Source organism: Aureimonas psammosilenae (assembly GCF_009176975.1).
GTDB classification, from domain to species: Bacteria; Pseudomonadota; Alphaproteobacteria; order Rhizobiales; family Rhizobiaceae; genus Plantimonas; species Plantimonas psammosilenae.
This window is the reverse complement of record NZ_WEZG01000006.1, coordinates 40,389-53,034: the sequence shown is the minus strand read 5'-3', so window position 1 is coordinate 53,034 and position 12,646 is coordinate 40,389. Positions and strand designations below refer to the sequence as shown.

9 protein-coding genes and 1 pseudogene are annotated in these 12,646 nt (G+C 66.8%); 9 read left to right on the top strand and 1 reads right to left on the bottom strand.

What is annotated here, in order from left to right; translation table 11 throughout:
- Positions 1 to 30 precede the first annotated feature (30 nt).
- The 3 genes from F9929_RS12510 to F9929_RS12500 all read left to right on the top strand — a co-directional run bounded on the left by F9929_RS12510 (position 31) and on the right by F9929_RS12500 (position 3,847).
- Positions 31 to 450 carry a hypothetical protein gene (locus tag F9929_RS12510; protein ID WP_152046923.1) on the top strand — a complete coding sequence of 140 codons (420 nt, stop codon included), beginning with the start codon at positions 31 to 33 and terminating at the stop codon, positions 448 to 450.
- A 98-nt stretch (positions 451 to 548) separates the two neighbouring features.
- The gene (pheT, locus tag F9929_RS12505) at positions 549 to 2,963 is read left to right on the top strand and encodes a phenylalanine--tRNA ligase subunit beta (protein WP_152046922.1); all 2,415 of its coding nucleotides are present in this window, start codon (positions 549 to 551) and stop codon (positions 2,961 to 2,963) included.
- Between the two features lie 98 nt (positions 2,964 to 3,061).
- A complete protein-coding gene (locus F9929_RS12500) occupies positions 3,062 to 3,847 on the top strand; it encodes a substrate-binding domain-containing protein (protein ID WP_210251337.1) in 786 nt (261 codons plus the stop codon).
- 9 nt (positions 3,848 to 3,856) lie between these two features.
- Here F9929_RS12500 and F9929_RS12495 read toward each other — a convergent pair whose 3' ends face one another.
- Complete coding sequence (locus F9929_RS12495; protein WP_152046920.1) at positions 3,857 to 5,641, bottom strand: ABC transporter ATP-binding protein; 1,785 nt, start codon at positions 5,639 to 5,641, stop codon at positions 3,857 to 3,859.
- A 193-nt stretch (positions 5,642 to 5,834) separates the two neighbouring features.
- On the opposite strand from F9929_RS12495, the pseudogene F9929_RS12490 reads away from it, so the two are divergent.
- From F9929_RS12490 to F9929_RS12465, 6 genes and pseudogenes are all read left to right on the top strand, one after another.
- A pseudogene (locus tag F9929_RS12490) lies at positions 5,835 to 6,890 on the top strand (glycosyltransferase family 4 protein).
- A gap of 64 nt (positions 6,891 to 6,954) precedes the next feature.
- Positions 6,955 to 8,055 (top strand): penicillin-insensitive murein endopeptidase, encoded by a 1,101-nt coding sequence (mepA, locus tag F9929_RS12485; RefSeq protein ID WP_235919246.1) that lies wholly within the window; start codon positions 6,955 to 6,957, stop codon positions 8,053 to 8,055.
- 85 nt (positions 8,056 to 8,140) lie between these two features.
- Positions 8,141 to 9,166 (top strand): glucokinase, encoded by a 1,026-nt coding sequence (locus F9929_RS12480; protein ID WP_152046918.1) that lies wholly within the window; start codon positions 8,141 to 8,143, stop codon positions 9,164 to 9,166.
- Positions 9,167 to 9,203: 37 nt separating this feature from the next.
- Positions 9,204 to 11,030, top strand: coding sequence for an ABC transporter ATP-binding protein (locus tag F9929_RS12475; protein WP_235919244.1), 1,827 nt, complete (start codon positions 9,204 to 9,206; stop codon positions 11,028 to 11,030).
- Between the two features lie 10 nt (positions 11,031 to 11,040).
- The gene (dapB, locus tag F9929_RS12470; protein WP_152046916.1) at positions 11,041 to 11,844 is read left to right on the top strand and encodes a 4-hydroxy-tetrahydrodipicolinate reductase; all 804 of its coding nucleotides are present in this window, start codon (positions 11,041 to 11,043) and stop codon (positions 11,842 to 11,844) included.
- A 78-nt stretch (positions 11,845 to 11,922) separates the two neighbouring features.
- Complete coding sequence (locus F9929_RS12465; RefSeq protein ID WP_152046915.1) at positions 11,923 to 12,543, top strand: 2,3-bisphosphoglycerate-dependent phosphoglycerate mutase; 621 nt, start codon at positions 11,923 to 11,925, stop codon at positions 12,541 to 12,543.
- The last annotated feature ends 103 nt before the right edge of the window (positions 12,544 to 12,646 follow it).

The following is a 12,646-nucleotide window of genomic DNA, read 5'->3' as shown; positions in this document are numbered from 1 at the left end:
TTTCCTTCACGACCGGTCCGAGGAGTTTGCATGTCCGCCCGCCTTGTCTTGATGGAAACCATCGCCGTTCTTTGCGGTGCCGTGATCGGGCTTCTTTTCGTCAATCTCCTTCACTGGCTGTTCGCCGATGGCGACTTCATCGCCTTGACCGTTTCGCTCGGCCGCTTCGCGCTCGCCATCATCACGGTCGCGATCTTCGCGGTCTGGTATCACTACCTGCCGCAAACCCCGGCGGCGCTCGCGTCCTTCTTCACGGGCATCCTCCTGCCGGCGGTGATCGTGATGTTCTCCTACGACGTGCCGCTGACCGCCCCGACGGTGTTCCTGCTTTACACCGGCTTCTCGCTCGTGGCGCTTCTGACCTATCGCTTCGTTCTGGCGAATTCCGCCGTGCGGCAGGCGGCAAGCGAGGTCGCGAGCGGCGGGGAAGGGCGCGACGGCCTACGTTGACGACGGCAGGCCTTCCCTTCGGCCGGTTCGGCTTTTAAGAGCGTTCCCAAACTGGGGAAGGCGCCTGTTGTCCGGGGCGCGGCCGAAGGTCTTTCAACATGAAGTTCACCCTGTCCTGGCTGAAGGACCATCTCGAAACGCAGGCGAGCCTCGCCGAGATCGTCGAGCGCCTCACCGCGATCGGCCTCGAAGTCGAGCAGGTGGACGACGGCGCGGCCATGCGCCCTTTCCGCATCGCGCGCGTTCTGTCCGCCGAAAAGCATCCCGACGCCGACAAGTTGCGCGTTCTGTCCGTGGATGCGGGGCCGGAGGTCAACGGCGGCAAGCCGCTCCAGGTCGTTTGCGGTGCGCCGAATGCGCGGCAAGGCCTCATCGGCGTCCTGGCGCTGCCCGGCACCTATGTTCCCGGCCTCGACACGACGCTCGGCGTCGGCAAGATTCGCGGCGTCGAATCCAACGGCATGATGTGCTCGGAGCGCGAGCTGGAGCTCTCCGACGAGCATAACGGCATCATCGATCTGCCGGAAAACGCGCCCGTCGGCACCGCCTTCGCCGATTATGCCGGCCTCGGCGATCCGGTGATCGAGATCAACCTCACGCCGAACCGCCCGGACGCCACCAGCATCCATGGCATCGCGCGCGATCTCGCCGCGTCCGGCCTCGGCACCCTCAGGGCGTCGCCGATCGAGTCTGTCGCGGGCGAGGGCGAATGCCCGGTCGCGGTAGAGGTGACGAGCGATGTCTGCCACGGCTTCGCGCTGCGTCTCGTCCGCGGTGTCAAGAACGGGCCGTCGCCGCAATGGCTGCAGAAGCGGCTGAAGGCGATCGGCCTTCGCCCGATCAACGCGCTCGTGGACGTCACCAACTACCTGACCTTCGATCGCGGCCGCCCGCTCCACGTCTTCGACGCCGCGAAGGTGGCGGGCCGGCTCGTCGTGCGCGGCGCGCGGACCGGCGAGGAGATCCTGGCGCTCGACGGCAAGACCTACGCCTTGCCGGAAGGCGCTTGCGTCATCGCCGACGACAAGGGCGTCGAATCCATCGCCGGCATCATGGGCGGCGAGCATTCGGGCTGCGACGAGACGACGGTGGACGTTCTGGTCGAATCCGCTCTTTGGGAACCGCTCGCCATCGCCCGCACCGGCCGGGCGCTCGGCATCCGCTCGGATGCCCGTTATCGCTTCGAGCGCGGCGTCGATCCCGCCTTCATGCATCCCGGCCTCGATCTTGCGACCCGCATGATCGTCGAGCTTTGCGGCGGCAGCCCGACGGGCGCGACCGTCGTGGCCGAACGCGCCCAGAAGCCAAGCAAGATCGACTTCCCCTTCACCGAGGTCGAGCGGCTGACGGGGCTGGCCGTCGATGGGAGCAACCAGATCGCCTATCTGGAACGCCTCGGCTTCACGCTGGAGATCGGGGAATATGCGGCCGAAGTCGTGGCTCCTTCCTGGCGGCCGGACATCGAGGGCAAGGCCGATCTGGTGGAAGAGGTCATGCGGCTTGTCGGCGTCGACAACATCGCGCCCCAGCCCCTGCCGCCCAAGGACGGCGTCGGCCACCGTATCCTGACCGTCATGCAGAACCGCGAGCGCGCCGCGCGCCGGGCGCTTGCCTCGCGCGGCATGGCGGAGGCTGTGAGCTATTCCTTCGTGTCGCGCAAGGCGGCGGAAGCCTTCGGCGGCGGATCGGAGGCGCTTCGGCTGGTGAACCCGATCTCGGCCGATCTGTCCGACATGCGCCCGTCGCTTCTGCCAGGCCTCATCGAGGCCGCGACGCGCAATGCCGCGCGCGGGATCAATGATGCGGCCCTGTTCGAGGTGTCCTCGGTCTACCAGTCGGACGAGCCGAACGGGCAGAAGCGCGTCGCGGGCGGCGTCCGCCGGGGCACGGCGACCCTTGCCGGGGCCGGGCGCTTCTGGTCGGGCAACGCGCCGGCCGTATCCGTCTACGACGCCAAGGCCGATGCCCTCGCGGCGCTGGAAGCCGCCGGCGCGCCGGTGGCGAACGCCATTGTGGAAGCGGGCGCGAGCCCCTGGTACCATCCCGGCCGTTCGGGCCGCATCAAGCTCGGGCCCAAAGTGGTGCTGGCCGAGTTCGGCGAATTCCATCCGAGCGTCCTGAAGAAGCTCGACGCGACGGGCGCCTTCTGCGGCTTCGAAGTGTTCCTCACTGAGATCCCCGAGCCTAAGCGCAAAGCGACGCGCACCAAGCCGGTGCTGACGCTGTCGCCCTTCCAGCCGGTGCGGCGCGACTTCGCCTTCGTGGTGGAAGAAGGAGTCGATGCCCTGAAGGTGCTGCGCGCGGTGGAAGGCGCGGACAAGAAGGTCGTGGCGGAAGCGCGCGTCTTCGACGTTTTCCGAGGCGAGGCGATCGGCGCGGGCCGGAAATCCGTGGCGATCGAGGCGACCCTTCGCCCGAGCGAAGCGACCTTCAGCGAGGAAGAGCTGGAGATCGTCACGGGCCGCATCGTCGCCGCCGTGTCCAAGGCCACGGGTGGCACGCTTCGAAGCTGATCGCGGCGCGGCTAAAAAGGGCTCGCGTCCCCGTTCGGCTCTGCCGCGCTATTCTTCCCGTCCAGCGCTTTCGGGCGTTGGAATGGGAGGAATCAATGATGACGAATATCTTCAAGCGCGCTCGCGGCGGCCTCGTGGCCGTCGCCGCCCTTCTGGCCGTATCCGGCGCGAGCCTCGCGGCCGAGGTCGACGTGATGGCGTCGGGCGGGCTGACGGCCGCCTACAAGGAACTCGTGCCCGGCTTCGAGAAGGCGAGCGGCCATAGCGTGAAGAGCGCTTACGGCGCTTCGCAGGGCGGCGCGACGGATTCCATCCCGAGCCGGCTGGATAGAGGCGAGCCGGGCGACGTCGTCATCATGGCGTCGGACGCGATGGACAAGCTGATCGCGGCCGGCAAGGTCGTGCCGGGAAGCCGTGTCGATCTGGCAAGGTCCCCCATCGGCCTGTCGGTCGCCAAGGGCACTCCCAAGCCCGATATCTCCACGACGGAAGCGCTGAAGAAGACGCTTCTCGATGCCAAGTCCATCGCCTATTCGGCAAGCGCCAGCGGCACCTATCTGTCCGAAACCCTGTTTCCGCGCCTTGGCGTTTGGGAGGCCATCGAGCCGAAAGCCAAGCGCGTGGTTTCCGAGCGTGTCGGCACGGTGGTGGCGCGGGGCGACGCCGAACTCGGCTTCCAGCAGGTTTCCGAGCTTCTGCCGATCGAGGGGCTCGATTTCGTCGGAACGTTGCCGGACGACGTGCAGAAGGTGACGATCTTTTCCGCCGGCCTCGTCCAGGGCGCGAAGGACGCTGAGGCGGGCAAGGAACTCATCACCTATCTCGCCTCGCGCGAGGCCGCACCGGCCATCGCGAAAAGCGGAATGGAGCCCATCGCAGAATAAGAGCCGTCATCAGGCGGCCCGGACGGCCACCGGTTCGCCGAGCCGTCCGAGTTCGCGGTTCACGAGGTCGCGATAAGGGCCTTCCTCCTGAAGAAGCACGTCGGGCGGGCCGTCCTGCGCGAGCCGTCCATGGCTGAGAACGAGGATACGGTCGTAGTTGCGTAAGGTCGACAGGCGATGCGCGATGGCGATCACCGTGCCCCCCGCCATCAGCCGCTCCAGAGCCTCGCGGATCGCTTCCTCCGACTGCGTGTCCAGCGCCGAGGTCGCTTCGTCCAGCACCAGGATCGGCGCGTCCTTCAAAAAGGCGCGGGCTATGGCGATGCGCTGGCGCTGGCCGCCCGAAAGCTTGGTGCCCCGGTCGCCGACCAGGGTCTGGAGCCCCTCGGGAAGCCCGTCCACGAAATCCTCGCAACGGGCGGCTGCGAGGGCGAAGCGGATTTCGTCCTCCGTGGCGTCGGGCCGGCCGTAGCGGATGTTCTCCATCAGCGTGCGGTTGAGAAGCGCGGTGTCCTGCGGCACGACGGTGATCGCGCGGCGCAGGCTGTCTTCCGTCGCCTTGACGATGTCGTGGCCGTCGATGGCGATATGGCCGGTTTCGAGGTCGTGGAAACGCTGGAGAAGGGCGACGAGCGTCGACTTGCCGCCGCCCGACTCCCCGACGATGCCGACGCGCTGGCCGGGCTCGATCTCCAGATTGAAGCGGTCGAACACCCGGCGTCCGTCCTTGTAGGCGAAGGAAACCTCGTCGAAGGTGACGCGCGCGCCTTCCGGTTTGAGCGCCGAGGCTTCCGGATGGTCGCGCATCTCATGTGGCGAGAGGAGCGTTTGCAGCGCCTCCGACAAGCGGGCCATATGCTGCGTGACGTCCACGAGAGCGACGGCGAGGTCGCGCGTGGCGCTGAGGATCGAGATGCCGAGCGTCGTGACGAGCACCACGTCGCCCGGCGTCGCCTGCCCCTTCTGCCAAAGCGAGATGGACCAGGCGAGAAGCGCGATCGTCATCACGACGACGATCACCGCATGGGTGAGCCGCAGCCGTTCGAGGTAAAGAAGGCTGGAGCGGCGCGCGCCCATCTCTTCCACCACCTTGGCGTCGAAGCGGCCGTGTTCGCGCACGATGCCGCCGAAGGCCTTTACCAGGGGCATGTTGCCGATGATATCGACCATCTCGCCGTCGACCGCCGCCGCGCGCGCCGCGAATTCATGGTGGAGCGGGCGGCCGGCCGCCGCCATGCGGAACATCAGCAGCATTACGAGCCCAGCGACCACCACCAGCGTCGCAGCCATGGGCACGCTGACGGCGCCAAGGAACAGGATCGCGCCGACGGTCGCCGCGATCGGCGGCAGGACGTTCCAGGACACCATGTTCTCGATCTGGAACACCGCGTTGGAAGTCGCGGTGACGCGGCTCGTCAGAACGCCGGGCAGGCGCTCCGTGAAATAGCTCGGCGCATGGCCGGTGAGGTGGCGGAAAAGATCGGAGCGCAGGTCCCCAGTGACGCCCACGAAAGCGTGGCTGGCGACCCATGTCGCGATCCGCCACAGGAAATTATCGGCGGCGATGAAGAACACGAGGAGCGCGAAGGCGACCCAGGGGCCCGCTCCCGTTCCCGCCGGTGCGGACAGGGCATCCACCAAAAACTTCACGCCATATTGGGTGCTGATCGAGAAGGCGACGGCGCTAAGGACCGCGGCGACGATCACCGCATGGGCCACGGGTCGGCGGCGCGCGTAACAAAGAAGGAAACCGACCGGCCGATCTGCGTAAAGTGAAATGTCGTTACGCGACAATGAGTTGTCCTCCGTAGCGCTGGTTCGTTCCGGAAGATGGGGAAGATGGGTGGCAACCTTGGCGAGAATGGGTGCGCTGCAAAATGACCTTCGCAACCGCACACTGCGAACACATTCTGTTGATCAGTTCGTGAGCGTTCGAACGCTTGCGCTTGAAGCGCCTACCACCCTCTCGAAAGGATGATAGCTGCGAATGAGAATCGCACAGATCGCTCCCCTCACCGAAGCCATTCCGCCGACGCTTTACGGCGGCACGGAACGGGTCGTGTCCTGGCTCACGGAGGAACTGGTCGCGCAGGACCATGAGGTCACCCTTTTCGCCAGCGGCGACTCCGTGACCTCCGCCAATCTAGAAGCGGTTTGGCCGCGCGCTCTTCGTCTGGATGGCACGGTGCGCGATGCCAACGCCCTCCACATGACGATGCTGGAACAGGTGTTTCGCCGGGCGCACGAGTTCGATCTCCTGCATTTTCATCTCGACTATTATCCGTTCTCCTTGTTTCAGCGGCAGTCGACGCCCTTCGTGACGACGCTGCACGGGCGTCTCGATCTGCCGGAGCACCAGCCGACCTTCGCGACCTTCGACGAGCCGCATGTCGTGTCGATTTCGGACGCGTAGCGACGGCCGGTGCCGGACGCCAACTGGATCGACACCGTGCATCACGGCCTGCCCGTTGATCTGCGGAACCCCGTGGAGGCCAAGCGCGATTATCTGGCCTTTATCGGCCGTATCGCGCCGGAAAAGCGGGTCGACCGCGCCATTCGCATCGCGCAGATGAGCGGCATGAAGCTGAAGATCGCAGCCAAGGTCGATGCCGCCGACCGGGACTACTACGAGGAGGAGATCAAGCCGCTTCTGGATGCGGCGCATGTTGAGTTCATCGGCGAGATCAGCGACGCGCAGAAGTCGGAGTTCCTCGGCGGGGCGGCCGGCCTTCTCGTGCCGATCGACTGGCCGGAGCCCTTCGGCCTCGTGATGATCGAGGCCATGGCCTGCGGCACGCCCGTGATCGCGTTCAACCGGGGCTCCGTGCCGGAGATCGTGGATGACGGCGTGACCGGCTTTGTGGTGGAGGACGAGACCAGCGCGGCCGCCAAGGTGCGCGACCTCGGTACACTGTCGCGCGAGAAGGTTCGCCGGAACTTCGAGGAGCGCTTCACCTCCCGAACCATGGCGCGCAACTATCTCAACGTCTACGACCGGCTGGTGAACAAGCAGAAGATGCGTCCGCATCTCGTGAGCGCCTGAAGCTTGGTCGGCGCCTGAAGCTTCGCGTCAGGCCGGGGCAAGCCCCGCGTCATGAAAAGGTCCCATGCTGGGCGCATCGGCTCTCAGCATGGGGCATTCGAGGGGTGGCTGCATGACGGCCTTGGCAAAACGCTTGGGGCGGCTTCTGGCCTTGGCCGGGCTCGCGGCGCTCGCCGCCGGGCCGGCAGGGGCGCAGGAAGCGCCCGCCAAGCAGCTTTTCGGCGCGGTGGACCGGCCTTCCGGCACGGCCACGCAATCCATCGGCTTTTATGCGAAGGGCTGCCTTTCGGGCGGCATCGGCCTTCCGCTCGAAGGACCGAACTGGCAGGTCGTCAATCCCGGCCGCAATCGCCGCTGGGGCCATCCGGTGATGATCGATTTCCTGGAGCGCTTCTCCAAGACGGCGGCTTCGGAAGGCTGGACCGGGCTTCTCGTCGGCGACATCTCGCAGCCGCGCGGCGGGCCGATGGCGTCGGGCCACGCTTCGCACCAGATCGGGCTCGACGCCGACATCTGGTTCACGCCGATGCCCAAGCGCCGTCTCACCATGACTGAGCGCCAGCCGTTCCAGGGGCCGTCGCTCCTGAAGAAGGGCACCTTCACGGTGGACGAGGCGCGCTGGTCGCCGGTCTATGCCCAGATCCTCAAAGATGCGGCGGAGGACCCGAAGGTGCAGCGCATCTTCGTCAATCCCGGCATCAAGCGCAAACTCTGCCAGAGCGTGCGGGGCGACCGCGATTGGCTGAACAAGGTGCGGCCCTTCTACGGCCACGACCAGCATTTCCACATCCGCTTGTTCTGCCAGCCGGGCTCGCCGAACTGCGATGGGCAGGCGGAAACCGGCTCGGGCGATGGTTGCGGCAAGGAACTCGACTACTGGTTCAACGTGGCCTTGCGCCCGCCGCCGCCGCCGAAGCCCGGCGCCAAGCCGTGGAAGCCCAAGCCCCCGATGACGCTCGCCGCCTTGCCGAACGCCTGCCGGACGGTTCTGGCGGCTGCTTCCGCCGCGGGCAGCGCCGCGCCTGCCGTCGCCCGCGAAGAAGCGCCGCCGAGACAGGTCGCGCCGCCTCCCGCCGCGACCGCTCTCCAGCCCGAGCCCAGTGTTTCGGGTTTCCCGCGCCCGAAGGCCGGCATTCCGATGCCCGGTTCCCGGCCTTTGGATTAAGGAGCACTTTGCTTTCCTTGCAGGCCCGCTTTATAGCCGGGATGCATTTTGAGGAGGCCGGCTTGCCGGCGACGAGGCGGCTTTCATGGCGACCACTTCCGCGAGCGACCAAGCCTTCAAGTTCCCGATCCTGATCGGCGATATCGGCGGCACCAACGCGCGTTTCGCCATTCTGGTGGACGCTTTCGCCGAGCCCAAAAGCTTCCCGACGGTGCGCACCGCCGATTACCCGACGATCGAGGAAGCCATCCAGGCTGCGGTTCTCGACAAGACCTCGCTTCAGCCGAAAGCGGCGGTTCTCGCCGTTGCCGGCCCCATCGACGGTGAGGCGATCGAACTCACCAACTGTCCCTGGGTGGTGCGCCCGCGCGACATGATGAAGAGCCTCGAACTCGGCGAAATCATCGTGTTGAACGATTTCGAGGCGCAGGCTCTTGCTGTTTCCGCCCTGCCCGAAACCGGGCGGCGCAAGATCGGCGGCGGGCTGCCGCACGAGGGCGCGAGCCGCGTGGTTCTGGGACCCGGCACGGGCCTCGGCGTCGCCGGTCTGGTGCGGGCGCGGCGCATGTGGATTCCGGTGGCGGGCGAGGGCGGTCATATCGACCTCGGGCCCCGCACGGCGCGCGACTACGCCCTTTGGCCGCATCTGAAGACCATCGAGAACCGCGTTTCGGCTGAGGAGGTCCTGTCGGGTCGCGGCCTCGTCAACCTCTACGAGGCGCTCTGCAGGACGGACGGCACCGAGCCCGTTCACGGGGAAGCCGCCGCCATCACCGCCGCTGCCCTCGCCAAGAACGATGCGCTGGCGAGCGAGGCCGTCGATCTCTTCTGCACCTATCTCGGGCGCGTCGCGGGCGATCTGGCGCTCATCTTCATGGCGCGCGGCGGCGTTTATGTCGGCGGTGGCATCATCCAGCATCTGCTGCCGCTTCTCGATCCGAAGCGCTTCCGCGAGGCCTTCGAGGACAAGGCGCCCCATCGCCACCTTCTGGCGGACATGGCGGTCTTCCTGATCACCGAGCCCCTGGCGGCGCTGGCGGGCCTTGCCACCTTCGCCCGCACGCCGCGCTTCTTCGGCATCGAAACGGCCGGCCGGCGGTGGGTGGCCTGAGGGCCGCCGACAGGCGGTCTTCGGGACAACGATGGGCGTGAAGAAGAACAAGCGCACCCTTTCCCTCGCCGACCGGGGGGAGCGCGGGCTGGTGCTCCGCCTCCTGAAGCGCGTCGTGGCGGAAAACGGGCGCGAATATTTAAGCCAATACGCGATCGCCATCGCCTGCCTCGTCGCGGTCTCGGCCACCACGGCCTTTCTCGCCTGGGTGATGCGGGACGTCATCGACGGTATCTTCGTATCGCAGGACCGCACGCTTCTGGTGACGCTGCCGCTCGCGGTATTCATCACCTTCTTCATTCGCGGTCTCGCCAGCTATTGGCAGGGCGTGATCCTGTCGAAGATCGGCAACAACATCGTGGCGCGCTACCAGCGCCGGCTGTTTCGCCATCTGACCGAGTTGTCCGTCGACTTCTTTTCCGAGAACCGCTCGGCGCATCTGGCCGCGCGCATCAACCAGAACGTGTCGGGCATCCGCGACACGTTGAACCTCACCGTCACTTCCATTGCGCGCGATTTCCTGTCGCTCGTCTTTCTTGTGGGCGTGATGATCTGGCAGGACCCGCTTTTGTCGGGCATCGCGCTGCTCGCCGGCCCGCCGGTCGCGATCATGATTTCGAGTCTGGCCCGCAAGCTGCGCGTCGCCACGCGCCAGTCCATCGACCTCAACGCGCGCGTTCTGGCTTCCATGCAGGAAGCGGCGCAGGGCATCACGGTGGTGAAGGCCTTCACCATGGAGGAGGTGCTGCGCCGGCGGATCGAGGAACTGATTCTCGCGGCCGAGCAGCGCTCCAACCGCATCGCGCGCATCACCGAGCGCTCCGGCCCGGTGACGGAAACCGTCGCCGGCCTCGCGATCGCCGCCGTCATCGGCTATTCGGGCTATCGCGCCATCGCCTACGGTTATTCGCCGGGATCGATGTTCGCCTTCATCACCGCGCTGCTTCTCGCCTACGACCCGGCCCGCCGCCTCGCTAAGCTTCAGGTGCAGTTGGAGCGCGCGCTCGTCAACGCGCAGATGATCTACGAGGTGCTGGACCTCGAACCCCGCCAGTCCGATCCGCCCGGCGCGCCGGACCTCGCGATCGCGGAGGGCGAGATCGCCTTCGACGCCGTGACGTTCGGCTATCATCCGGGCGAGCCGGTGCTGAAATCCTTAAGCTTCACGGCCCCCGCCGGCCAGACGACTGCGCTTATCGGCGCGTCCGGCGGCGGCAAGTCCACCGTGATCGCCCTGATCCAGCGCCTCTACGACGTCGGTGGCGGGCGCATCCTGGTGGACGGGCAGGACATCCGCGAGGTGACCAAGGCCTCGCTTCGCCGCCAGATCGCCTATGTTTCGCAGCAGCCCTACATGTTCGAGGGCACGATCCGCGACAACATCCGCTTCGGGCGGCCCGACGCCACGGACGCCGAGGTGGAAGAAGCGGCGCGCATGGCGCAGGCGCTGGAATTCATCGAGCTTCAGCCGCAGGGCTTCGACACGCCGCTCGGCGAGCATGGCATGACCTTGTCCGGCGGCCAGCGCCAGCGCCTGTCGATCGCGAGAGCCCTCGTGCGCGACGCGCCGATCCTCCTTCTGGACGAAGCGACCTCGGCGCTCGACACGCGCTCCGAGATCCTCGTTCAGGAAGCGCTCGATCAGGCGATGAAGAACCGCACCGTGATCGTCGTCGCCCACCGCCTGTCCACCATCGTCAATGCCGACCAGATCCTCGTGGTGGACGGCGGCGAGATCGTGGAGCGCGGCACGCATGGCGAGTTGATGGGCCAAACGGAAAGCGTTTATTCGCGCTTCCACAACCTTCAGTCCCGCCCGGCGGGAGCTGCCGCCTTGGCGCTCGCCGCCGGTATCGTGAAATAGGGAGCGATCCATGCGCCTCGTCGTCGTCGGAGCCGCCGGCCGCATGGGCCGCACCCTCGTCCGGCTCATTGCCGAGCATCCGGGTCTCCAGCTTCATGCCGCGCTCGACCGGGCAGGGGCGGATGCCATCGGCCGCGATGCCGGCGATTTGGCAAACGTCGGTCCGCTCGGCGTCGCGCTCACCGCCGACCCGGAAGAAGCGCTGGATGGCGCGGAAGGGCTGATCGACTTCTCGACCCCGGAAACGAGCCGCCGCCTTGCAGACCTCGCCGCCGCGCGAGGCCTCGTCCACGTGATCGGCACGACGGGCTTTTCGGCTGAGGACGAGACGGCGATCGCATCAGCAGCGGAAAAGGGCGCGCGGATCGTGAAGTCCGGCAATATGAGCCTCGGCGTCAATCTCTTGGCGCTTCTGGTGGAGCAGGCCGCCCGCGCCCTGCCGGCGCATGCCTTCGACATCGAGATCCTCGAAATGCACCATCGCCACAAGGTGGACGCGCCTTCCGGCACCGCCCTCCTTCTCGGGCACGCCGCCGCCGATGGTCGGGGCGTCGGCTTGGGACAGGCCTCGGTGCGCGTGCGCGACGGCCATACGGGGCCGCGTCCCGAAGGCGCGATCGGTTTTGCGACGCTGCGCGGCGGTTCGGTGGTGGGCGACCATCAGGTGATCCTGGCAGGCGAAGGCGAGCGCATCGAACTCAGCCACCGCGCCGAGGACCGTTCGGTCTTCGCCCGGGGCGCGCTGACGGCCGCCCTTTGGGCGAAGAACCAGCCCCCGAAGCTTTATTCCATGCGCGACGTCCTCGGGCTTTGAGCCATCTGGCCTCTGGCACCGCAGGCCGCTAGAACGGGCGCCGGATCGTTTCCACGCCCATACCGGGAGGTTTGTTGCATGACCCGTACCCTCGTCCTCGTCCGCCACGGACAAAGCGACTGGAACCTGAAGAACCTCTTCACCGGCTGGAAGGACCCGGACCTTTCGGACAAGGGCGTCGATGAAGCGACGCTCGCCGGCAAGCGGCTCAAGGAATACGGCCTCCATTTCGGCTCAGCCTTCACCAGCGAGTTGTCGCGCGCGCAGCGGACCTTGCGCATCATCCTCGACGAACTCGGCCAGCCGCAGGTGCCGACCACCCGCAACATCGCCTTGAACGAGCGCGATTACGGCGACCTCACCGGCCTCAACAAGGACGACGCCCGCGCCAAGTGGGGCGAGGATCAGGTGCATGTCTGGCGCCGCTCCTACGACATCGCACCCCCCGGCGGCGAGAGCTTGCGGGATACGGGCGCGCGCGTTTGGCCTTATTACATCCACCACATCCAGCCCAAGGTCCTGTCGGGCGACAACGTCATCATCGCCGCGCACGGCAACTCGCTCCGCGCCCTGATCATGGCCCTCGACGGCCTGTCGCCGGAAGAGATCGTCGCCCAGGAACTCGCGACCGGCGTGCCGATCATCTACCGCCTCAACGGCGACTCCACCGTGGCGGAAAAGGAAGTCCTGTCGGGCTGAGACTTCACGCCCTGGCGGCGGCGCCGGCACATTCTGCCGGCGCGGTTTGCCGGTCGTGTCGTGGTGATTCGGCGGGTGCGACGAGGCGGAAGATTTCTTCCTA

Coding starts and splice junctions, on each gene's coding strand:
- F9929_RS12510 (WP_152046923.1), top strand. CDS start 31: ATGTCCGCCCGCCTTGTCTTGATGGAAACCATCGCCGTTCTTTGCGGT.
- pheT (WP_152046922.1), top strand. CDS start 549: ATGAAGTTCACCCTGTCCTGGCTGAAGGACCATCTCGAAACGCAGGCG.
- F9929_RS12500 (WP_210251337.1), top strand. CDS start 3,062: ATGACGAATATCTTCAAGCGCGCTCGCGGCGGCCTCGTGGCCGTCGCC.
- mepA (WP_235919246.1), top strand. CDS start 6,955: ATGCTGGGCGCATCGGCTCTCAGCATGGGGCATTCGAGGGGTGGCTGC.
- F9929_RS12480 (WP_152046918.1), top strand. CDS start 8,141: ATGGCGACCACTTCCGCGAGCGACCAAGCCTTCAAGTTCCCGATCCTG.
- dapB (WP_152046916.1), top strand. CDS start 11,041: ATGCGCCTCGTCGTCGTCGGAGCCGCCGGCCGCATGGGCCGCACCCTC.
- F9929_RS12465 (WP_152046915.1), top strand. CDS start 11,923: ATGACCCGTACCCTCGTCCTCGTCCGCCACGGACAAAGCGACTGGAAC.